The 21,494-nt window shown below is 71.7% G+C and carries 16 protein-coding genes; 3 read left to right on the top strand and 13 right to left on the bottom strand.

Annotated features, from left to right (window positions below; translation table 11 throughout):
- Positions 1-2 precede the first annotated feature (2 nt).
- The 3 genes from WBN91_RS08375 to WBN91_RS08365 are packed head-to-tail and all read right to left on the bottom strand — an operon-like array spanning position 3 to position 2,552.
- Positions 3-494 carry a DUF6912 family protein gene (locus WBN91_RS08375; protein WP_337725877.1) on the bottom strand — a complete coding sequence of 164 codons (492 nt, stop codon included), beginning with the start codon at positions 492-494 and terminating at the stop codon, positions 3-5.
- Positions 491-1,876 carry a WS/DGAT/MGAT family O-acyltransferase gene (locus WBN91_RS08370; RefSeq protein WP_337725878.1) on the bottom strand — a complete coding sequence of 462 codons (1,386 nt, stop codon included), beginning with the start codon at positions 1,874-1,876 and terminating at the stop codon, positions 491-493. The genes WBN91_RS08375 and WBN91_RS08370 overlap by 4 nt, the downstream gene beginning before the upstream one ends.
- A gap of 10 nt (positions 1,877-1,886) precedes the next feature.
- Positions 1,887-2,552, bottom strand: a complete 666-nt coding sequence (locus WBN91_RS08365; RefSeq protein ID WP_337725879.1) for a phosphotransferase — start codon at positions 2,550-2,552, stop codon at positions 1,887-1,889.
- A 12-nt stretch (positions 2,553-2,564) separates the two neighbouring features.
- Between WBN91_RS08365 and WBN91_RS08360 the strand changes: the two genes are divergently transcribed.
- The gene (locus tag WBN91_RS08360) at positions 2,565-3,362 is read left to right on the top strand and encodes a TrmH family RNA methyltransferase (RefSeq protein ID WP_337725881.1); all 798 of its coding nucleotides are present in this window, start codon (positions 2,565-2,567) and stop codon (positions 3,360-3,362) included.
- 41 nt (positions 3,363-3,403) lie between these two features.
- Here WBN91_RS08360 and WBN91_RS08355 read toward each other — a convergent pair whose 3' ends face one another.
- From WBN91_RS08355 to WBN91_RS08330, 6 genes are all read right to left on the bottom strand, one after another.
- On the bottom strand, positions 3,404-4,597 hold the full coding sequence (locus WBN91_RS08355; RefSeq protein WP_337725882.1) for an NAD(P)/FAD-dependent oxidoreductase: 1,194 nt from the start codon (positions 4,595-4,597) through the stop codon (positions 3,404-3,406).
- 1,631 nt (positions 4,598-6,228) lie between these two features.
- A complete protein-coding gene (locus WBN91_RS08350) occupies positions 6,229-7,809 on the bottom strand; it encodes a class I tRNA ligase family protein (RefSeq protein ID WP_337725883.1) in 1,581 nt (526 codons plus the stop codon).
- Entirely contained in the window at positions 7,806-8,168 is a 363-nt protein-coding gene (locus tag WBN91_RS08345; protein WP_337725884.1) for a cupin domain-containing protein, read from the bottom strand. The genes WBN91_RS08350 and WBN91_RS08345 overlap by 4 nt, the downstream gene beginning before the upstream one ends.
- Positions 8,165-9,424, bottom strand: coding sequence for an ATP-grasp domain-containing protein (locus tag WBN91_RS08340; RefSeq protein ID WP_337725885.1), 1,260 nt, complete (start codon positions 9,422-9,424; stop codon positions 8,165-8,167). Before WBN91_RS08340 ends, WBN91_RS08345 begins: the two co-directional genes overlap by 4 nt.
- Before the next feature lie 14 nt (positions 9,425-9,438).
- A complete protein-coding gene (locus WBN91_RS08335; protein WP_337725886.1) occupies positions 9,439-10,764 on the bottom strand; it encodes a SidA/IucD/PvdA family monooxygenase in 1,326 nt (441 codons plus the stop codon).
- A gap of 633 nt (positions 10,765-11,397) precedes the next feature.
- Positions 11,398-11,802: an HAD-IA family hydrolase gene (locus tag WBN91_RS08330; RefSeq protein WP_337725887.1), complete on the bottom strand. Its 405-nt coding sequence runs from the start codon at positions 11,800-11,802 to the stop codon at positions 11,398-11,400.
- Between the two features lie 59 nt (positions 11,803-11,861).
- Here WBN91_RS08330 and WBN91_RS08325 point away from each other — a divergent pair, with 59 nt between their 5' ends.
- Positions 11,862-12,206, top strand: a complete 345-nt coding sequence (locus tag WBN91_RS08325) for an Rv3235 family protein (RefSeq protein WP_337725888.1) — start codon at positions 11,862-11,864, stop codon at positions 12,204-12,206.
- Positions 12,207-13,165: 959 nt separating this feature from the next.
- On the opposite strand, the gene secA is transcribed toward WBN91_RS08325, so the two are convergent.
- From secA to WBN91_RS08305, 4 genes are all read right to left on the bottom strand, one after another.
- The gene (secA, locus tag WBN91_RS08320; protein WP_337725889.1) at positions 13,166-16,048 is read right to left on the bottom strand and encodes a preprotein translocase subunit SecA; all 2,883 of its coding nucleotides are present in this window, start codon (positions 16,046-16,048) and stop codon (positions 13,166-13,168) included.
- 419 nt (positions 16,049-16,467) lie between these two features.
- Complete coding sequence (hpf, locus tag WBN91_RS08315) at positions 16,468-17,160, bottom strand: ribosome hibernation-promoting factor, HPF/YfiA family (protein ID WP_121225469.1); 693 nt, start codon at positions 17,158-17,160, stop codon at positions 16,468-16,470.
- A gap of 430 nt (positions 17,161-17,590) precedes the next feature.
- Entirely contained in the window at positions 17,591-18,100 is a 510-nt protein-coding gene (locus WBN91_RS08310) for a ComF family protein (RefSeq protein WP_337725890.1), read from the bottom strand.
- Positions 18,101-18,553: 453 nt separating this feature from the next.
- On the bottom strand, positions 18,554-20,836 hold the full coding sequence (locus WBN91_RS08305; RefSeq protein ID WP_337727270.1) for an ATP-binding protein: 2,283 nt from the start codon (positions 20,834-20,836) through the stop codon (positions 18,554-18,556).
- Between the two features lie 58 nt (positions 20,837-20,894).
- On the opposite strand from WBN91_RS08305, the gene WBN91_RS08300 reads away from it, so the two are divergent.
- Positions 20,895-21,494 carry a hypothetical protein gene (locus tag WBN91_RS08300; RefSeq protein WP_337727271.1) on the top strand — a complete coding sequence of 200 codons (600 nt, stop codon included), beginning with the start codon at positions 20,895-20,897 and terminating at the stop codon, positions 21,492-21,494.

The raw sequence follows: 21,494 nt of genomic DNA, 5'->3' as shown, positions 1-21,494 counted from the left end.
CCCTACATCAGCTCCAGCACGAACGGCAGCTCCTGCGGCGCGTACCAGGCCAGCTCGTGGTCCTCGGCCTCGCCCAGCGCGAACTCCGCGTCCGGGTCGCCCAGGTCGGCCGCGTCCACCACCTCGGCGGCGTCCCGGACGGCGTCCTCGGCGTCGGAGGTGTCCAGGTGGATCGCCGCGATCTTCTTCAACGGCACCGACCCGGTCACCTTCACCACGGAGAAGTCCAGGTCCGGCCGCAGCTTCACCTCGTCCACGTCCACCGACACCACCGCCCGCCGGGGCACGCCCTTCTCCTCGTTCGAGATCAACCGCAGCGACGCGCGGGCCGCGTCGAGCATCGCCGAGTACTCCAGCTCCTCGGTGTCGCCGGTCGCGTAGGACTCGCGCAGCGCGGGGGTCAGCGCGAAGCCGGTGCCGCCCACGGGCGCGAACTCGCCCTGCTCCACCAGGTCGCGCAGCATCGCCACGGTCGCCGGGAGGTACACCCTCATTGAGACACCGTTCCCATCAGTTCCTCCACCGACTCCTCGACCATCGCCGCGAGGACGTCCACATCGGACATCGCGTCCCGGTCGGCGTTGAGCCCGAAGTACACCCCGCCGTCGTAGGACGTGACCCCGATCGACAGGGCCTGGTTCTTCGCCAGGGGCACGACCGGGAACATCTCGGTCATCTTCGCGCCCGCCGCGTACAACGGCACCTGGGGGCCGGGCACGTTGGTCACCACCACGTTGAACAGCCGCCGCGAGAACGAGCTCGCCGCCCGCGCGCCCAGCGCGTGCAGGGTCGGCGGGGCGAAGCCGGAGAACCGGACCAGGGTCTCGGCGGCCACCGAGTGCCCGGACTCCTGGTGCGCGCGCATCGCGTGGCTGACGTGGTGCAGCCGCACGACCGGGTTGGGCTCGCCTACCGGCAGGTCCACCAGGTACGCCGACACCTTGCCGGCGCTCTGGTCGTCGTCGCGCACCGACATGGGCGCCATCGCCCGCATGGTCGTGTGGGCGGAGACGACCTCGCCGCGCGAGAGCAGCCAGGTGCGCAGCGCGCCGGACAGGACGGCCAGGACGGCGTCGTTGACCGTGCCGCCGTGGGCGCGGCGGATCGCGCGCAGCTCGTCCAGCCTGGTCTTGGCGACGGCGAAGCGGCGCTGCGGCGAGATCCGGACGTTCAGCGGGCTGCCGGGGGCCGGGGTGGCGGCGGTGCGGACCGCCGAAGCCAGCCCGCCCAGCGCGCCCGCGACCTTGCGGACCGTGGCCACGGTGTCCATCGCGGCCGAGCGGACGTTCTCCACCAGCTCACCGGGCCGCTGCACGACCTCGGCGACGGCGTCCGCGACCAGTTGCAGCGAGCTGGGCTCGGGCTGCGGCATCCACAGCGACTCCACCGGCGGGCGCGGCGTGGGCGAGACGTCCAGGATGACCTGGCCGATCTCGGGCGCGCCGATGCCGTCCACCACGGCCTGGTGGGTCTTGGTGACCACCGCCGTCCGGTTGCGGGCCAGGCCCTCGACCAGGTAGATCTCCCACAGCGGCCGGGCGTGGTCCAGCGGCCGGGACATCAGGCGCGCCACCAGGTCGTGCAGCTGCTGGTCGGTGCCCGGCTTGGGCAGCGCGGAGCGGCGCACGTGGTAGGTGACGTCGAAGTCCGGGTCGTCCACCCACACCGGGCGGGCGAGCCTGCCGGGGACGTGCACGACCTTCTGCCGGTAGCGCGGCACCAGCGACAGCCGCTGCTCGATCAGGTCGACGAGCCGGTCGTAGTCGAAACCCGCCTTCGGCCGGCGGAACACCGCGACCCCACCGACGTGCATCGGCGTCGTGGAGTCCTCCAGGTACAGGAACGAGGCGTCCAGCGCGGAGAGTCGGTCGGGCATGCGGCCCAGGCTAGTCGCTGCACCGGGCGACGAGCCGGTTCACTGCGTCGACCTCGGCGGCGTCGCGCACGTGGCGGGCGAGCCGGATCGCGGCGGCGGCGGGCATCGCCTTGCGCACCTCGACGTCCACGTTCGCCAGGAACGCCTTCACCAGCCTGGTCCGGGCCAGCCGCTTGAACGGGCGCAGCGGGGCGACGGCGATGGCCAGCCAGCTCAGGGCGACGTCCACCTTCCGGTCGCCCCGGGCCGCGTTCGCCCAGTCCACGACCACCGGGCCGGCCGGGCCGAGCACGACGTTGCCGGGGTGCAGGTCCAGGTGGAGCAGGCAGCCGCCGTCCCCGTCGCCGTCGAGGAAGTCCGGGGCGGGGACGTCGTCGAGCGCGCGGTGCAGGTCGGCCAGCTCGCGGCCCAGGGCGCCCGCGCGCCACGGCTTGGCGTCCAGCTCCTGCGACATGCGCGGGCCGGGGACGTACTCCATGACCAGGTCGGTGCCCTCGGCGTGCGCCACGCGCGGCACCGGGACGCCGTGCGCGCTGAGGTGGCGCATCAGCTTGGCCTCTTGCCGCAGGTCACGACCGGTGCGGCTGCGTTTGAGCAGCAGGCCGTCCGGACGCAGGTAGACGTCCGCCTCCTGGCCGCTGGCCAACAGACGGTGCGCCTCGTCGCGCGTGGTCATGTGACGATCATCATGATTGACAGCGCGCGCACAAGCCCCATTCGGGTGGAGGACACTGTTCGCGTGCAGATTTCGCCCAAGGACCGTTTCGTCACCGTTTATGGCCGCAAGCCCGTTCTGGAGGCTTTGGACGACCCCCGGCTGGAGGTCGACAAGGTGCTGCTCGCGGAGGGTGCGCGAGGTCCGGCGGCGCAGGAGATCCTGGACGCGGCCCGGCGGCGCGGGGTGGCCGTGCAGCGGGCCACGGCGCAGCGGGTGAAGGTGCTCGCGGGCAACGGGCGGCACGACCAGGGCGTGCTGGCGGACATCGTGGCGCCCCGGATGAAGCCGCTGGAGCTGGGCCTGGGCGACGACCCCCGCGGCTTGCTGCTGCTGGACGGCATCACCACGCCCGCGAACGTCGGCATGATCCTGCGCACCGCGACCGCCGCCGGGATGGACGGCATCGTCGTGCCTCGGCGCGGGGTGGCGTCCATCGACCCGCTGGTCGTGAAGGCGTCGGCCGGGGTGGCGTTCCGGGCGCCGGTGCTGAAGTGCGCGACGGCCGGCGAGGCGGCGGGTCTGCTGGCCGAGGCCGGGTACCCGATCTACGCGCTGGACGCCGGGGCACGCGAGACGATCTACACCGCGGAGCTGCCGGAGCGCGCCGCGTACGTGCTGGGCAGCGAGACCGCCGGCATCTCCGACGACGTGCGCCCGCACGTCACCGGGTGGCTGTCCATCCCGATGGCGGCGGGCGTCGAGTCGTTGAACGTGGCGTCGGCGGCGGCCGTGCTGTGCTTCGAGGTGCTGCGCCGCCGGGCCGGGTAGGTCTGGTCGGGTTCGGGCCGGGTTGGCCGCGTCGGGTGGGGTCAGCCCGTGAGGGCTTTGACGGCGGCGAAGGCGGCTTGCTCGCCCGCCGCCGGCGCGGTCTTGAACCCGCCGCCCGCCCAGCACGCGGCCACGACCACGTCCCCGACCGGGCCGACCACCGGCGCGTCCGCGAACAGGTCGGCCCCGTACCGTCCGCCGAGGTAGGCCGCGTCGCCCAGCCAGGGCCACAGCTCCCGCACACCCTCGCGGATGTGGGCGACCTGGTCGGCGGTGAGCTGGTCGCCACCGTCGAGGCCGACGTCCCACTCGTCCACCGGCCGCCCGGCGAGGAACCCGCCCGCGTACGGCCCGTCGAGCACCGGCCGCCCCCACACGCCGGTCCGCAGGTCGACCACGGTCGGCAGCTCGCGCCCGCCCCGGTCGAAGAACGCGTACCGGATGCGCTTCATCCGCGCCGGCCCGACGTCCACCAGCGTCGGCGTCCCGCCGCCGGCCGCGATCACCACGGTCCGGGCGGTGAGGGTGCCGGTGGAGGTGACGAGCCGGGTGCCCCGGGTGTCCTGTTCGACGCGGTGGACCTTGGCGTCGTGCCGCGCGATCCCGTCCGCCAACGCCCGCGCGACGACCGGCGGCGAGGCGTACCCACCCGCCGGCTCCCACACCGCGCCCGCCGCGCGGATGTCGAAGTCCCGCAGCAACTCGTCCGCGTCCACCAGCTTCGCCTCGATACCCGCGGCGGTCAGGTCGTGGACTCCGGCGGCAGCGTCGGCCAGGTGCTCAGGTCCCAGCAGCACGAGCGAGCCCGTGCGCCGGAAGTGCGGGGACTCCTGCCACAGCAACTGGTAGCTGCGGATGGCGAGCCGACGCAATTCACCGTCGTGCTCGTAAGCACGAACCAGCCCACCCGAGTACCGCGTGGCCGACTCGCTGTCGTCAACGGGCGCGCACACCGCCACCGACACCCCGGCCTGCACCAACGCCGAAGCCGCAGCCGCCCCCACCACACCCGCACCCACGACCACCACGTCGTAGTGCGGAACCCTCTCCACCGCAACAACTTCCCACCCGACACGCGGCTTCTCCGCGCGCACTCGGGCCGCAATGTCGTTGTGTGTCAGCGCCTTGACCAGGGCCTCGAACGCACCGTCCACAAAGGCCTGCGCCCCACCGGCGAGCCGAACAACCTTCGCCCCGTCAGCAGCGTCCCCGGCCAATTCCGCGAACTCGTCCACCGCACAGTCATCGGTGAAGAACAGCGGCCCGGCATAGCCTTGCTTTCGAATCGCCAAGGCCGTCTCAGCACTCCCGTGATGGGTCCCGCAGACAACCAGCCCGTCGCCATCCTCGTCACCCGAGAACAGGGCGGCCATACCCTTGCCGTAGTCGGTGCCGTCATGCCGAACGCCAAGCTTCTTGACCCCGTGCGTAGCAGCCGCAAGGCGGAGGGCCGCCACCTGGTCAAGGTCATCCGGACACCACTGGACCGCGTCCGGATACCCGTCGACAAGCCCAGGCCGAGTCGACAACGGCAGCACCACCGGCAGCCCGGCTTCGCGATAGAGGGGCAGCGAGTCCTCCGCCCCAAGACTGTTGAAATGCCCGATGACCGCCGCATAACCGCCGGTCACCACACCAGCCGCAATCTTCGCGGCAACCACCCGATCCCCGCGATCGTCGTGAAACTCCCACTGAACCGACGGATGCCTATCGGCAGCATCCGTGAGCAACCGCCCCCAAGCAGCCCGAGGCCCACTGAACGGCCCCACCACAGCCACGCGAACCCCAAGCCCCACGCCACTCCCAGCTAAACCATCCACAGCCCGATCACTCCCCCAGTCGCCAACCCACCAACAGCAGTACCGTCACCAGGCCCAGCCACCTCACCCACAACCACCCGATCGAGCGACATGCAGGATCCGCGACCAAACCCCAACTCACACGTCCCGTAAAACAAGGAGCGCGGAAAACGGCCGGCCCCGCCACCAGGACCCAGCCCCCACCCCACCCCCACTCCGCCCCAAGCCACCCACCCCAGCCCGCAGCCCACCACGAGACCCGGCCAGCCGAAGCCGCCAGCCAGACCCTCGGCAGCCAGGCCCCCGGGCAGCCGGAGCCCGCTGCGAGAGCCCGCCCGCCGGAACCCGCCCGGCGGAGCCCGCCGCGAAGGCCCGCCCGCCGGAGCCCGCCAGAGGACGACGCCCGGCCCGAGCCACCAGCAGCCCGCCAGCGCCCGAGCCGGAGCACCCCGCCCTGGCCCGAGCCCGCCGGCCGCCGAACCCGCCCGCCGGAGCACACCGCCCCGCCCGGAGCCGACCCCGCCGCGCCTGCCCGAAGCGAGCCGCAGCGAATCGCCGCGCGCCTCCGGGGCTGGCCGCGCCGGCCGCGCTCGGCGCGCGATGCAGCCAGCCCTGCCCGACCTCGCCGCAGCCCGCCCAGACCCGCCGCCGCAGCCCGCCCAGACCCGCCGCCGCAGACCTCGCCCGCGGACCCACCCAGACCTCCCGGCCCGTCCAGACCCGCGCGCCGCAGACCCGGCCCACCGACCCAGCGGCACCCACAGAGCCGGCCGCAGCCAACCGACCCACCGGCACCTACGGACCCGGCCGCGGCCACCGACCCAGCGGCACCTACCGATCCGGCCGCGCTGCCCGACCCGACCGCGCCCACAGACCCCGCCGCGCTGCGCGATCCGCCCGCGCCCGCCGGCCCGGCCGCACTCACCGTCCTGGGCGCGCCCGCCGGCCCGGCCGCACTCACCGTCCTGGGTGCGCCCGCCGGCCCGTCCAGACCCGCCGCCGCGACCCTGCCTGCCGACGAACCGGCCAGGTCGCGTGGGGCGGGCCTGGCCGGGTCGTGGGGCATGTCAGCTGCCGAACACCGGGGTGTCGAGGGTGCCCAGGCGGGCGCCTGTCGGGACTGCCAGGGCGTTCTCGCGGACCGGGCGGTCCGGGGGTAGGTCCAGCAGGCCGGCCAGGCGGGCGGCTCCGTGGGGTAGGGCGGGGGCCGCCCAGGCTGAAAGGGCCGCTGCCACCGAGAGTTGAGCCGCCAGGGCTGCGCGGTAGGCGTTGCGGCCTCGGGAGCGGGTGCGGTCGTGGTGGTGAATGTGGCCGTAGTCGGTGGCCAGGGCCACGACCTCGTCCAGCAGGGCGATCGAGCGGCGGGGGTCGAAGCCTGGCAGGTTGTAGGAGTCGCGCAGGTCGGTCACGGTTCGAGTCAGGCGTGTCCGCAGGAGTTCCCACGACGCGCCGGACGGGGTGATGTCCGGGACCACGCCGCCGAACTCCTCGGCTGCCTCCGCGAACAGCCGGCGCAGCCAGCCGTTCCAGTGCCGGTCGATGTGGTCGGCGGTGCGGGCCAGTGCGTCGAGGCTGAAGCTGGTCTCGCGGCCGTTCGGGCGGTCGGCCAGGACGTGGTGGCGCAGGATGTCCGGTCCCACCCGGTCCAGGGCCTCGTAGCCCCAGATCGCGTGCCGCCGGCTCGTCGAGAACTTCAAGCCCTCCAGCTGGTAGAACTCGTTCACCACGAACGCCCGCGGCAGCGGCACGGCCGGGTCGTAGGCCAAGAAGCTCGCCGGGAACAGCACCGCGTGGAAGTAGCCGTTGTCGATCCCGAAGAACTGCACCGGACCGGACGACGGCACGCCACCCGCCGGGTCGTTCTCCAGCAGGTACCCCGGCCCCATCTCGAACCACACGTAGATCCGCTGGTCCGAGAACTCCGCCACGGGCACCTCGATGCCCCACTCCGACGGGTGGCTCACCGCGATCTCGGGCAAGCCGTCGTCCAACATGGCCTCGCACAACGCGCGCAAGCGCGGCGGCATGTCCACAGTGGACCAGAACTCCACCAGCTGATCGGTGAAGGGTTCTAACAGGAGGAAGAGCCTCTCATTGTCACGCAGCTCGGCCGCGTCACCGCACACCACACACCGCGGGTCCACGAGGTCGCCCACGTGGTTCGGGCGACCGCAAGGCTCGCAAGCGTTGCCGTTCGACCGGGCCCCGCAGTGCGGGCACGCGCCGACGGCGTAAGCCTCGTACAGCCACCGGTCGCAGGAAACGCAGTACGGCAACGGCTTCACGCGCGGCACGATGTGCCCGTCGTCCACCAGCTTGCGGAAGAAGTTCTGCACGTAAGCGACGTACCCGGCGTCCACGCGCGGCCGGCCGATGGTGTCCAGCGTGATGCCGGCGCGCTCCCACACCTGCACGATGGTCTCGCCGTACCCGTCGGCGACCTCCTCGCCCTTGCGCCCGCCGTCCTTCAGGCCGCGCACGGGCACGTAGCTCTGGTGGTCGTCCAGACCGGTCGTGTACTTGACCGGAATACCTTCGCTGCCAAGGAACCTGCGCAACACGTCACCGGCGAGGTAAGGCCCGGCGAGGTGACCGACGTGCAGGTCGCCGTTCGGGGTCGGCGGAGTCGCCGTGATCCAGGTCGTCATGACAACGGCACCTCGCGCAACGGCCAGTACAGCGACACCCACACCAGGTTCTCGTCGTCACTGCCGTTGTGCACCACGTGCTCCTGGTTGCGCGGCAGCACGAGCAGGTCGCCCTTCTCGAACGACGCGCTCTCGCCGTCCAGGTCGAGCGTGCCGGTCCCGGACAGGATCAGCATGAACTCGTCCTGGTTGTGACAGTCGGGCAGCGAGGACCCGCCGGGCCGCAGGAAGCACGCCATCGCGCCCAGCGGCGGCTCCTCGGCCGAGTCGGAGTCGGTGGGCCACGGGATCAGGCGCTGGCAAGCCAGGCCGAACTCCTCCTTGGCCACGCTCTCGTCGATGCGGAACTTCGTGATCATCGCGCTTCCCCCGGTGCTTCGAAGACGACCTGGATCCGGTCCGAGAACTCCTGGTGCGTCCGCTGCACGTCCTCGTACGAGTCGCCGGTGACGAGGAGGAAGCCGAGCACGCTGTTGCCGTCCGGCGGGCGCAGGATCACCGTGCCGGGCTTCGCCGTGATCTTGAGGAAGAGCGTCTTGTCGGACTTCTCCACCTCGTCCGGGACGATGACCTCCTTGATCGTCCCCGCGTCGCAGATCATCGCGTTGCCCCACACGTGCACGCCGGTCGGCGTGTAGTGGCGCACGTCGGGCTTCACGCCCCGCGCGACGTCCATGACCGCCTTGATCGGGTCGTACCCGCCCGACGCCCGCGACTGGTAGTCCAACCCGCCGCCGCCGACCCGGACGGCGATCTCCAGCAGGTACGGCTTGCCCCGGTGGAAGCGGACCTCCGCGTGCAGCGCGCTGCGCCGGATGCCCTGCGCGTGCGCACCGGCCTTGACCACCTCGTGCACGGCGGCCAGGTCCTCGGGGCTCAGCGCGGTCGGCGAGTGGTGCACGTCGTCGTCGAAGGTGTCGCCCTCTTCGGTGACGCGGTCCACGACGTTGCCGAGGTACACCTCGTCGTCCCAGGCCAGCGCCTCGATGAGGTGCTCGTGACCGTCCAGGAAGGACTCGACGATCAGGCCGTTCGGGCCCAGGTCGATGCCGTCGGCCTCGGTGGCCACCCACGGCATGTCGCGGATGCCCTCCGCGGCCACGGCGAACCGCTCGCGCAGCTCGTCTGGGCTGTCGCAGCGGAACACGTAGTAGCTGCCCGCGCCCAGCGTCGGCTTGAGGATCACCGGGTAGCCGAACTCCTCGGCGGCCTGCAACGCGTCCTGCACGTCCGCGGCGAACCGGAAGTCGGGGTGCGCCGCGCCACCCTTCTCGTGCGCGCGCCGCATGAGGATCTTGTTGCGGCTGTTCAGGGCCGCTTCGACGCCGATGGTCGGCAGGCCCAGCGCCTCGCCCACGGCGGCGACGGTCACGACGGCCGCCTCGGCGAAGGCGAACACGCCGTCGAACTTCTCCTCGGCGTGCCAGGCCTTCGCGGTCTCGATGATGGCGTCGATGTGCTTGGAACCGGCGATGCGGTAGCGGTCGGCGGGCCAGAAGTCCTCCGTGCCCTCACCGTTGAGCACGAACAGGTCCGCGCCGAAGTCGACGACCTGCTTGTACCGCGACTGGTAGTAGGTGGCGTTCTGGCGTGCTTCGATGCCCAGCAGCTTCATGCGAGTTCTCCGGTTCAGGCGGTCGCGACGGCGGAGGCGCCCACGGCGGACGCAGCGACCGCGGGCGTCGGCACGGCCGACCGCGCGGCACGGTGTTCGAGCAGGTCGGCGACGATCTCCTGCGCGCGCCAGGCCAGCACGCTGAGCAGGGAGTCGGAGATGCCGTGGGTCGCCTCGTTGACGCCCTGGAGGTAGACGGCGCCGGCCGAGTCGCCGGTCTCCATCCGGTAGCGGCGCGACACCGAGATCTCCGGCAGGCCCAGGCGGGAGGCCAGCTCGCCGACCAGCCGCGGCATCGCCGGGTCGAAGCCGGTGCCCAGCAGCACCAGGTCCGTGCGCAGCTCCTCGACCAGGCCGGTCTTGCGGTCGGTCAGCGACAGCACGATCTCGTCGTTGACCTCGCGGGCGTCGGTGACGTCGACCATCGTCACCACGCGCAGGCGCGGGTCGTCGGACATCGAGTCCAGGTAGAGCTGCCGGTAGAGGGTGTCCAGGAATCCCGGCGCGAGGCCCGAGTAGTTCGTCTTGTGCATCTCCTGGAGGATCTGCGCGCGCTGCTCGGGGCGGGAGTCGTAGAACTCGCCGACGAACGACGGGTAGTACAGCTCGTTGGTGAACTTGCTGCTCTCGTAGGCGTTCATGCCGATCGAGCGCATGACCATCGTGGGCCGCGAGTTCGGCAGGTCGGTCTGCACCGAGTGGAACATCTCCGCCGCGCTCTGCGCGCCGCCGACGACCGTCACCCGGTAGGGCAGTTCGCGGGGCAGCGCGGCGATGCGGTCGACGTACTCGGTGCTGTGGATGACCTTGCGCTCGGGCAGGTTCTTGAACACCGCGGGCACGCGCTTGTCGCGGCCGGCCCCGACGACCAGGTAGCGGCTGCCGATCGTGTCACCGTCGGCGAGGCGGGTCAGCCAGCCGGTCAGGTCGCCGTTCTCGTCCACGAGCGGCTCGACCGCCGTCGCGCGGCGGTTGTACTCGACGGACACCTTGGTCAGGTGCTCGGCGACCCAGCGCAGGTAGTCCGAGATCTCGGTGCGGTAGGGGGTGAACGTGCCCAGGTTGGCGAACTGGTCGAGCCGCCCCACCGAGTGCAGGTAGTTGACGAACGAGTACGCGCTGCGCGGGTTGCGCAGGCTGACCAGGTCCTTGAGGAAGGAGACCTGGCTCTGCGTGCCGGGCAGCAGCATGCCGCGCTGCCACTCGACCGTGGGACCCGCCTCGATGAGCAGGCTGTCGTTCGCGAGGCCGTCCGGCGCGAGCTCCTCCAGCGCCACGGCCAGGGATAAGTTGGACGGCCCCGCCCCGATCGCGAGCAGTTCCACTTCCCGGTGCACCATGTGCCACTCCCCCAACGTGTCGCCCCGACCGTTCCGCGGGCAGGGCGACGCCACCGGGAAATTGGTCCACGAATACCCCGGGGAAAATGGTTTGTCGCACCCGACGGCGGTCCGGATGGTCTGGTTGTGGTCCGTTGTTGCCGGAACCAGCCGCTACCGTACCCGCCGCCCACGACGGGGATGAATGGTCCGAAGGGAGCAATTAGGAATTCGTGGGGGAGCCCCATAAGTCATAACTATGAGGCGAGCGTATCCGGCCACCGGCGGGCGGGTGGGCGGTGGTGGCGCGTCACTGGGAGCGTTCGCTCGACTACAGCACGTCAAAGGTACAACGCCGCACGTGAGCGGGGCACTCCCATCATTCGGACCCCCGTGCGCTGCCTTCCGAGGTGTCTTGAGCCCGTGCCGGCTCGCGCTCCTCGACCGCGCGGGAGCCGCCCACCCGGCCCTTCGTCCGCACGGACGTTCCGCCATTCGAACGCACCCGCGATGGGAAGCTTCGCCGATCGTTCACCAATTGAGCACCTGTTTAACCGCGACCGATTGCCGGTTGAAAAGAAATGGCCGCTCAGGACACCTGGTGGCGCACGCAGGTGGCGACCTATTCGTCGCCGGGTTTAGCCGGCCCACAGGTCATTGGAGGGGCAGTTCCAGCAACACTTCGAGTTCATTCACAGTGGCGTCGACGGTCCGGTGGTGCACACCCACCATGCCGACCGCCGCCGCGCCCCGGACGTTGACGGCGAGGTCGTCGACGAAGACGCAGTGCGCGGGCTCCACGCCGAGGCGTTCGGCGACGACGAGGTAGATCCGGCGGTCCGGCTTGGCGAACCCGACCTCGCCGGAGGTGACGACGACGTCGAACACGTCCTGCCACGCCATCGGCGGGGCCCATAGGCCGTCCGCATTGGACAGGATCGCGGTGCGCACCCCGTGGGACTTGGCCGTGCGGGCGGCGGCGAGCAGGGGCGGTTCGGCGGCGGGCTCGTCGCCCAGGTCGGTCAGCACACCACCGAAGTCCAACACCAACCCGCGCACGCCTGACCTCCTTCGGGTGATCTTGGTACGGAATCGCCGATCACCGCCTCGGTTCGAGCATGTCATCCCCACACCGCAACGTGCGCGCGACCACGCCGACCCCACCGGACCACCGGACGGCCACCGTCCACCACCTGCTGACCGCGGTCGTAGAAGCCGTGGACGGCCGCCGCCCCCTCCGCCAACTGGCCGCCCACCTGACCCCACCCGCCGCCGCGGAGGTCGGCAAGGCCCTCGGCCAGGGCGCGCGGCTCAACCGCATGCGCGTCTGCCGGATCTCCCCGGAGGTGACCGAGCTGTCCGCGGTGGTCAGCACCCGAACGGGCCGCGTCCGCGCCTTGGCGGCCCGCATGGAGTGGTCCGGCGACCGCTGGCGCTGCACCGCCTTCCACCTGCTGCCATAACCACCCATCCCTGACCACCCATCCACGCTGGTGGGAGCCGGCCCGCCCGGCTCCCACCAGCCCGTCAAGCACCCCTGGCTGCCCCCGCCGCGCCCACGCGCCACGCCGGACGCCCGCATCCCGCCGAGGACGCCCGCACATCCCGCACTGGACGCCTGCATGCCGCGGAGGACGCCCGCATGCCGCGGAGGACGCCCGCATGCCGCGCAGGACCGCAGGGCGCACGCCGCGCCGAGGCACCCGCGCCGCGGCCTCATCGCACTCGCCACGCCCCGCTGGGGTTGGACCGGCCTGCCGCCGCCGGAGCTCTTTCGCGGGGGCCAGGGGCCAGCCCTGCCGCCACGGCCGCTACGAGCCGCGCAACCGCTCCCAGACGGGCCGCTGCTGCTCTCAGCCACCGCAGGCCATCCGCACACAGCCCTGACGCTCCCAGACGGGCCGCAGCCGCTCTCAGCCGCGGCAACCGCTGCCAGCCCCGCCGCAGCCGCTCTTGCCGCAGCCATCGCGCCTTGCTGCCGCCACGGCTGCCGGCCGCCACCACCGCCGCCGCCAGCCGTGGCCACCGCGCCTTGCCGCCGCCACTGCTGCCAGCCGCCGCGCCTTGCCGCCGGCATCGGTGCCGGCCGCCGCCATCGGTGCCAGGCGTCGCGGCGCCTTGCCGCCGCCATCCGGTCCCGGCCGCCATCCGGTGCCGGCCGCCGCCGGTGCCAGGCGTCGCCGTCTGTGCCGGCCGTCGCGGGACTGCCGGGTGCGGCGCTGGCCGCCGGGCGGGGGTCGAGGGGGTGGGGCCTTGGCTCGTGGGGCCGTGTTCCCGCGCTCCTCGTTTTACGGGACGCGCGAGGTGGGGTTTGGTCGCGGATCCTGTATGTCGCTCGATCGGGTGATCTGTTGGGGGTGTGCCGGTGCCCCCGGACCTGGGGGTCGCGGGGGCACCGGGGTGGCTGGGTTGGGGCTGGGGGTTAGGTGCGCTTGCGGTTGGCCTTTTCTGCTGCTCGGGCTGCTGCTCGGCGTTCCTTGCGGGTGCCGGCGGCGCCTTGGGACTGGTTGCCTCGTTGTTGGGTGCCGCCGCCGCTGGTCTGTTCGTCGCCGCTTTCCGAGGGGCCCGAGTAGGTCAGGCCCTGTTGGGCGCCGCGGTGGTCCAGGCCCTTGCCGCGCAGGGCCGGGGGGATGGCGTTGCCGCTGGAGAGTTGGGCCAGGGCCGGGCCGGCCGGGGCTTCGGACGGGGACTGTTGCTGCTGTTCCGCGGCGGCTGCGGCGGCGGCCCTGGCTCGGGCTCGGCTGCCGGTCAGGGGGCCGGCACCGGAGGCGATGGAGACCTGGACCGGGGGTTCCTGGGCCGGTTCGGGTTCGGCGGCTTCCACCTGGAGGTTGAACAGGAAGCCGACCGTTTCCTCGCGCAGGGCGTCGAGCATGGTGTTGAACATGTCGAAGCCCTCCCGCTGGTACTCGATCAGCGGGTCGCGCTGCGCCATCGCGCGCAGGCCGATGCCTTCCTTCAGGTAGTCCATCTCGTACAGGTGCTCGCGCCACTTGCGGTCGAGGACCGAGAGGAGGACGCGGCGTTCCAGTTCGCGCATGGCGCCCGGGCCGACGCGGCCGTCGATGTCGGCCTCGCGTGCGTCGTAGGCCTTCAGGGCGTCCTGCTGGAGGACTTCCTTCAGGTGCTCCTTGGTGATGTCCTCGTCGGACTCCAGGAGCTCCTTGTAGTCCAGGGTGATCGGGTACAGGGTCTTCAGCGCCGTCCACAGGCGGTCGAAGTCCCAGTCCTCCGCGTAGCCGTCCGCGGTGGCGCCGTCGACGTAGTCGCCGACCACGCCGGTGATCATGTGCTCGACCTGTTCGCGCAGGTCCTCGCCGGCCAGGACGCGGTGGCGCTCGGCGTAGATCACCTTGCGCTGCTCGTTCATGACCTCGTCGTACTTGAGGACGTTCTTGCGGATCTCGAAGTTCTGCTGCTCGACCTGGGTCTGCGCGGACCGGATCGCCCGGGTCACCATCTTGTGCTCGATCGGCACGTCGTCCGGCACGCGCAGGCGGGTCATCACGGTCTCGACCATCGCCGCGTTGAAGCGGCGCATCAGCTCGTCCTTCAGCGACAGGTAGAACCGGGACTCGCCCGGGTCGCCCTGCCGGCCGGACCGGCCGCGCAGCTGGTTGTCGATGCGCCGCGACTCGTGCCGCTCGGTGCCCAGCACGTACAGGCCGCCGGCCGCGCGCACCTCCTCCGCCTCGGCCTTGACCTCGACGGTGATCTCCTCGATCAGCTTGGACCAGGCGGCCTCGTACTCGTCCGGGTTCTCCACCGGGTCCAGGCCGCGCTCGCGCAGCTCGTGGTCGGCGAGGATGTCCGGGTTGCCGCCCAGCACGATGTCGGTACCGCGGCCGGCCATGTTCGTCGCCACGGTCACGGCGCCCTTGCGGCCCGCCTTGGCGATGATCAGCGCCTCGCGGTCGTGGTGCTTGGCGTTGAGGACCTCGTGCGGGACGCCCATCCTGACCAGCAGCTTCGACAGGTACTCCGACCGCTCGACGCTGGTCGTGCCGACCAGGACCGGCTGGCCCTTCTCGTGCCGCTCGGCGATGTCCTCGGCGACCGCCTCGAACTTCGCCTCCTCGGTCTTGTAGACCAGGTCGGGCTGGTCCTTGCGCTGCATCGGCCGGTTCGTGGGGATCGGCACCACGCCCAGCTTGTAGGTCTGGTGGAACTCGGCCGCCTCGGTCTCGGCGGTACCGGTCATGCCGCCCAGCTTCGAGTACAGGCGGAAGTAGTTCTGGAGGGTGATCGTGGCGAGCGTCTGGTTCTCCGCCTTGATCTCCACGCCCTCCTTGGCCTCGATGGCCTGGTGCATGCCCTCGTTGTAGCGGCGGCCCGCCAGCACGCGGCCGGTGAACTCGTCCACGATCAGGACCTCGCCGTTGCGGACGATGTAGTCCTTGTCGCGGGTGAACAGCTCCTTGGCCTTGATCGCGTTCTGGAAGTACCCGACCAGCGGCGTGTTCGTCGAGTCGTAGAGGTTCTCGATGCCGAGCTGGTCCTCGACGTACTGCACGCCCGCCTCGGTGACGCCGATGGTGCGCTTGCGCTCGTCCACCTCGTAGTGGGTGTCCTTGCGCATCTTGGTCGCCAGGCGCGCGAACTCCAGGTACCAGCGGGACGACTGGTCGGCCGGACCGGAGATGATCAGCGGTGTGCGGGCCTCGTCGATGAGGATCGAGTCGACCTCGTCCACGATCGCGAAGAAGTGGCCGCGCTGGACCATCTCGTCCTGGCTCCACGCCATGTTGTCGCGGAGGTAGTCGAAGCCGAACTCGTTGTTCGTGCCGTAGGTGATGTCGGCGTGGTAGGCGGCCCGGCGCTGCTCCGGGGTCATCTCCGACAGGATCGCGCCGACGGTCAGGCCGAGGAAGCGGTGGATGCGGCCCATCCAGTCCGCGTCGCGCTTGGCCAGGTAGTCGTTGGTGGTGACGACGTGGACGCCCTCGCCGGCGATCGCGTTGAGGTACGCGGGCAGCACCGAGGTCAGGGTCTTGCCCTCACCGGTGCGCATCTCGGCGATCTGCCCGAGGTGCAGCGCCGCGCCGCCCATCAGCTGCACGTCGAAGTGCCGCTGGCCCAGGGTGCGCTTGGCGCCCTCGCGGACCACGGCGAAGGCCTCGGGGAGCAGTTCGTCCAGCGACTCGCCCTCGGCGTAGCGCTTCTTGAACTCCTCCGTCTTGGCCCGCAGCTGGGCGTCGGTGAGGTCGACTACGTCGTCTTCGAGGTTGTTGATGTGCGCTGCGATGTTGCGCAGGCGCTTGAGCATCTTGCCTTCGCCGGCGCGGAGCAGTCGGGACAGCACCATCTCGGGTCGACCTCATTACCTCATCGCGTCGCGCCCGGGGATGGGCGCCTTCCAGCGGCTCGCCACGGGGGATGACGAGCCCACACCACCCGCCATCGTAGGCAAGCGGTGAAGGTGTGTGCACAGACACAGGTAGGAAGGGGTGCGGAACGGCCCGTAATCGGTTGATCACCCGTTCGGGAGACCGCTCGGCGGGACGTGCCCGCGGGGTGCGCGGAAGCGGCGCGGAGGGTCGCGCGGTCGGGCGTGTCGGGGCAGGTGGGGAGGGGGTCGGTGCTCGTGCGGGGTGACGGAGGTCTCTGACTTCGGCTTCCCGAAGGACCTCTGTCGAGAGGGCGGCGAGCGGGTCCGGACACGGCACGACCCCCGGCGCGCAGAGAAACGCCGGGGGTCGTGGAGGTTGGGTTGGGCCGGCTCCCTCAGGCCAGCCGGATCACGCCGTAGTCGAATCCCTTCCGTCGGTAGACGACGCTGGGGCGCCCGCAGTCGGCGTCGGAGAACAGGTAGAAGTCGTGGCCGACCAGTTCCATCTCGTAGAGGGCCTGGTCCACCGTCATCGGCTTGGCCGCGTGTTCCTTCTCGCGCACGATCTGGCCGGGCAGCTTCTCCTCGACGTCGTCCCACCGCTGCTGCGAGGGCACTTCCGCCATGCCCCCGTAGGTCGGTTCGGACTCCTCGGCTTCGAGCAACGCGGTGTGCCCGAGCCACATGCCCTGTGCCTGTCCGTCTTGGTCGGTCTGGACGGGGGGAAGCGGCGCCCCCAGTCCGCTGGTCGCCTCGGCGACCGAAGTCGGGCCGCGTCGCCCGTGGTGCACCCGCCGTCGGTCGTGCGACCGGCGCAGGCGGTTCTCGAGCTTGGTGACCGCGGAGTCCAGGGCGGCGTAGAAGTCGCCCGCACACGCTTCGGATCGGATTACCGGGCCACGTCCTTTGCCCGTGATCTCCACCCGCTGGCAGTTCTTCGACTGCCTGCGGTTCGGCTCGTGGAAGAGTTCCACGTCAAAGCGGATGACCTTGCGGTCGTATCGCTCAAGCCGGGCCAACTTCTCGGCGACGTGGACCCGGTAGTGATCGGGCACCTCGACGTTGCGGCCCTTAACGACGATGTCCATACACGACCTCCCTCGCGTTAGCTGCGAGCTATGGCATTGGATCGCTGCGGCACCGGTCGCGCGATCGCCTTCGCGCGTTGTCGCTGAGGGTTGTCCTCAGCGCTCCACCGGCGCCAGGGTCATGGGCTGTTCGCCTCCTCCCCGCGTGCCGGGAACGCTGATAGCGGTGCACGTTAGCCCGGTATTCGCCGCTGCGACAGCCCCCGAGGCGGGGGAACTCCATGATTTTTCGTTCGTGACGCAGAGCGACGAAAATCGGGCACCCGCCGTGCGCCGGACAAGCGCACTGCGGAGAGACGCTGACGTCGGCTCACCCGAACAGCCCAGCAGAGCACGGGCACCCGTCGGCACAGTCACTGCGCCGAACGGCCTCCGTGCGCGCCTCATACCCGGCCAACGGGCGAGCACCGCGCGAGGTTCCCGCCTCGAATCACCCGTGTGGGTGGGTTGAACGGGCCGCGGTCAGCGTCAGCACGGCGGATACCCGGAAACCCGCCGCGGCCAACACCGAACCGCACGCGGTGGCCGTCGCACCCGTCGTGACCACGTCGTCCAGCAGCACAACCGCTGTTCCCGGCGGTGGCAGACCACTGCGCCGCAGGCGCACGCGCCCGCTCAGGTTGGCCCGCCGGGCCGCCGCGTCGAGCCCCACCGAGTCGCGCACACCGGCCGAGAAGGCCAGTATCGGAGCTACGGACGCACCCGACGCCCGCGCGATTCCCACCAAGTGGGAGCCGCCGCGTCGGCGGGCAGCCGCGCGCCGTGACGGAGCGGGCACCAGCCACCATTTCCCGAACTCGTCCGGGTGCACGCCGGGAAGCGCGGGCAGCGCCCGAGCCACCAGCGCGCCGAACACTGTCGCCAGCTCCCGTCTGCCGCGTTCCTTGAACGCGAGTACCAGTTCACGTCCGGCGCCCGCGTAATGGGACAGCGTGAACACCGGCGGTCCTTTACCGGACACCGGTACGGGTAGGGGTGGGCCGAACGCGCCGAGGCAGCGCGGACAGCACAGCGGACCCTCGGCTCGGCAGCCGGCGCAACGGGGCGGAAACAGCAGGTTGATCAGCATGTGATCGAGCGTGCCGGCGAGGTACGACAATTTCGGGCGTGGAGCCGGCGGAGGAGTTTTGCGGGAGCCCGAGACCCTGCCCGCGAGGCCGCGTCGGCCTGTCGCGCCGTGTTTCGCTCCGATCACGTCCTTCGATCGGAGCGAAAGGCGACGCGATGGGCCGACTTCCAGGCGGCCGAGCCGCCGCGACGAAGGAGCGGCAATCCAGCACGGGTGAGACGGGCGCGTACTTCTGCCGGTACTTCTGCGTGGTGCGCGCCCGCGCCCGGCGGTTGACTGGGGTCACCCCCAGGAAAGGACCGCGTTGCGATGGCCAGGAACGCGTCACCTATCGGATGACCGCAGTTCGGCGGCCCGGGCTCGGCACTCCCCTCCCGCCGCCGGGTCGCCGAGTTCGTCGTGGACCTCGGCCAGCACTTCCAACGCGTGCACGAGCCGGCGGTGCCGCTGCTGGGTCGCCACCGCCACGGCCGCCAGCAGCTCCGTCCGCGCCTCGGCCGGCTCACCCAGCCGGTGCAGGGCCAGCCCGCGCAACGTGCGCGCGTCGCTCGTGGTGTTGGGCGCCGTGGCGGCGACCGAGTGCTCGACCGCCTCGGTCGCCGTCGCCAGCACCTCCGGCCAGCGGCCCAGCTCGGCCAGGCTGTTGGCGGTGCGCACGAGCAGGCTGCCGAGCATCTCCGCGGTCATCACCGCCGACAGGTTCAGCACGCCCGAGCGGACGTCGTCGAGCAGCCCCCGGTGCACGTCCACGGCCTCGTCGTACCGCCGCAAGCCGTGCAGCACGAGTCCCAGGCAGGACGACGAGATCTGCTCGCCCAACGGGTAGTCCGCCGCCCGGAACAGCTCCCGCGCGCGGCCCGCGCTGTCCAACGCCGACTCCAGCTCACCCGAGTGCAGCTCCGACGCGGCCCGGTAGTGCATGGCCCACGCCTGCTCCCGCACGTCACCGCACGCGACCGCGGCAGTCCAGGCCTCGTCGTGCAGCGCGAGGGCGTCGGCGGGCCGGCGCAGCAGCACGCACAGCGTCCAGGTCAGGAAGTTCAGCTGCACGGCCTCGTCGCGCACGCTGCCCAGCGCCCGCGCCGCCGCCACCCCGGCGGTGAACACCTCCACCCACGTCTCGCCGCGTCCGCGCTGGTCGGAGTACCAGTGCATGGCCGTGGCCAGGTCCAGCACCTCGCGGTGCAGGCCGCGCGCCGACGCCCAGCGCAGCGCGCCCAGCCAGCCCGGGGTCTCCGCGACCAGCCACGCGTCGGCGTCCTCCTTGTCCGCCAACAACTCCGTCGGCGTGTCCCGGGCGTCGGGACCGTAAAACCCGGCCGCCGCCACCGCCGTGCGCAGCAGGTGCCGGACCACGTGCGTGCGGGTGTCCTCGTGGTCGGGCTCCTCCTCGGTCAGCCGCTCGCCGGCGAACACCCGGACCAGGTCGTGGAAGACGTACCGGCCCGGCGTCTCGGCGGTGTCGAGCAGGCTCACGTCCACCAGTTCTTCCAGCGTGTCCTCGGCCTCGAACCGGTCCATGCCCGCCGCCACCGCCGCAAGCTCGGGCGTGAACGTGGCGCCGGGCAGCGCCGACAGCCGCCGGAACAGCAGCGCCGCCTTGCCGCCCAGCTGGCGGTAGGACATCTCGAACGCCGTGCGCACCTGGAGGTCGCCTGCGGTCAGCGCGGTCAGCCGGCGGCGCTCGTCGGCGAGCTGGCCCGCCAGGTGCGCGACCGTCCACTTAGGACGGCTGGCCAGCCGGTTGCCCGCGATGCGCAGCGCCAGCGGCAGGTGCCCGCACAGCTTGGCCACCCGCGCGGCCTCCTCGGGCTCGGCCGCGACCCGCGCACCCGCGATCGCGGCCAGCAGGTCCACCGACTCGGCCGGCCCCAGCACGTCCAGCGCCAGCCGCGCCACCGCCTCCAACCCGCCCAGCACCTGCCGGGACGTCACCAGCACCAGCGACCGCCTGCCCGTGGCCAGCAACGGCCGCACCTGGGCCTCGTCGGCGGCGTTGTCCAGCACCACCAGCGTCGACCGGTCCCGCAGCAGCTCCCGGTACAGGTCCGAGCGCTCGGCCTCGCTCGAGGGCACCCGCGACTCCTCGACACCCAGCGCGAGCAGCATCCGGTGCACGACCTCCGCCGGGTGCAGCGGACGCGCGTCCATGCCCCGCAGGTTGAAGAAGAAACACCCGTCCGGATAGCGGTCGGCCAACCGGTACCCGGCCCGCACCGCCAGGCTCGTCTTGCCCGCCCCCGGCGGACCGTGCAGCACGGCGACGGACGTCTCGGCGCGGTCGGCGATCCCCGTCAGGACCTCCAACGCCCGGTCCCGGCCGGTCAGGTCGGCGATGTCCGGCGGCAACGCGCACTGGGCGATCGCGGGCTGCTTGCGCACCCGACCGTCCTTGGCGGCACTGGCCAGCTGCCGGAGTTCCTCGTCGGACAGGTTCAGGACCCCCGCCAACGCCTCCACCGTGCGCCGCTGCGGACCCCTGGCCCGGCCGCGTTCCATGTCGCTGATCGCCCGGACGCTGACCCCGGAACCCCCGGCCAGCTCCTCCTGGGTCAGCCTCGCGCGCTGCCGGTACTCGCGCAGCAGGCCGCCGAACGTCGTCCCCACTCCGGCCAGATTAGTGCGGGAGGGGGTCACCGGGACGTATCGGTGGTATTGGTCTCGCATGAAGTGGTACGCGGACGCACCGGCGCGCCGGGCGATCCAGGCGGTGGCCGACCTGCTGGCCCTGGCGTGGGTGTGGTTCTGGGTCGAGGTGGCGCAAGGCGCACGGGACGCCGTGCTCACCCTGCGGGCGCCCGGCGACGGCCTGACCAGAGCGGGCAACGGCCTGCGCGACACGTTCTCCGACGCCGCCGCCAAGGCCCGGGACGTGCCGCTGGTGGGCGGGAGGCTCGGCGAGGCCCTGGACAAGGGACGTGACGCCGGCGGGACCCTGGTGGACGCGGGCAACACCCAGGTGGCGGCCGTGGAGACCACCGCGCTGTGGCTGGCGGTGGCGCTGATCGCCATCCCGGTGGCGTTCCTGCTGATCACGTGGCTGCCGCTGCGGCTGCGCTACGCGAAAAAGGCCGGTGCCGCGCGGAAGTTGCGCGACACCGGCCGGATAGACCTGCTGGCTCTCCAGGGTCTGACGACCCTGTCACCGCGAGAGCTGGCGAAGTTCCCCACCGACCCCGCCACGGCCTGGCGCCAGGACGACCGCGAGGTCGTCGAGGCCCTGGCCACCCGCTACCTCAGGACGCGGGGCGTGCGGGGCCGGTGA

The organism is Saccharothrix sp. CCNWYY140 (assembly GCF_037401995.1).
GTDB lineage: Bacteria > Actinomycetota > Actinomycetes > Mycobacteriales > Pseudonocardiaceae > Actinosynnema.
Note: the sequence above shows the minus strand (reverse complement) of the source record. Positions and strands in the feature narration are given on the sequence as shown.

Bases quoted from the DNA above. Each gene is read 5' to 3' on its own strand.
- WBN91_RS08370 (WP_337725878.1), bottom strand. From the start codon at position 1,876: ATGCCCGACCGACTCTCCGCGCTGGACGCCTCGTTCCTGTACCTGGAG.
- WBN91_RS08360 (WP_337725881.1), top strand. From the start codon at position 2,565: ATGATTGACAGCGCGCGCACAAGCCCCATTCGGGTGGAGGACACTGTT.
- secA (WP_337725889.1), bottom strand. From the start codon at position 16,048: ATGGTGCTGTCCCGACTGCTCCGCGCCGGCGAAGGCAAGATGCTCAAG.
- WBN91_RS08350 (WP_337725883.1), bottom strand. From the start codon at position 7,809: ATGACGACCTGGATCACGGCGACTCCGCCGACCCCGAACGGCGACCTG.
- hpf (WP_121225469.1), bottom strand. From the start codon at position 17,160: ATGGACATCGTCGTTAAGGGCCGCAACGTCGAGGTGCCCGATCACTAC.
- WBN91_RS08365 (WP_337725879.1), bottom strand. From the start codon at position 2,552: ATGACCACGCGCGACGAGGCGCACCGTCTGTTGGCCAGCGGCCAGGAG.
- WBN91_RS08345 (WP_337725884.1), bottom strand. From the start codon at position 8,168: ATGATCACGAAGTTCCGCATCGACGAGAGCGTGGCCAAGGAGGAGTTC.
- WBN91_RS08375 (WP_337725877.1), bottom strand. From the start codon at position 494: ATGAGGGTGTACCTCCCGGCGACCGTGGCGATGCTGCGCGACCTGGTG.
- WBN91_RS08325 (WP_337725888.1), top strand. From the start codon at position 11,862: ATGTCATCCCCACACCGCAACGTGCGCGCGACCACGCCGACCCCACCG.
- WBN91_RS08335 (WP_337725886.1), bottom strand. From the start codon at position 10,764: ATGGTGCACCGGGAAGTGGAACTGCTCGCGATCGGGGCGGGGCCGTCC.
- WBN91_RS08340 (WP_337725885.1), bottom strand. From the start codon at position 9,424: ATGAAGCTGCTGGGCATCGAAGCACGCCAGAACGCCACCTACTACCAG.
- WBN91_RS08300 (WP_337727271.1), top strand. From the start codon at position 20,895: ATGAAGTGGTACGCGGACGCACCGGCGCGCCGGGCGATCCAGGCGGTG.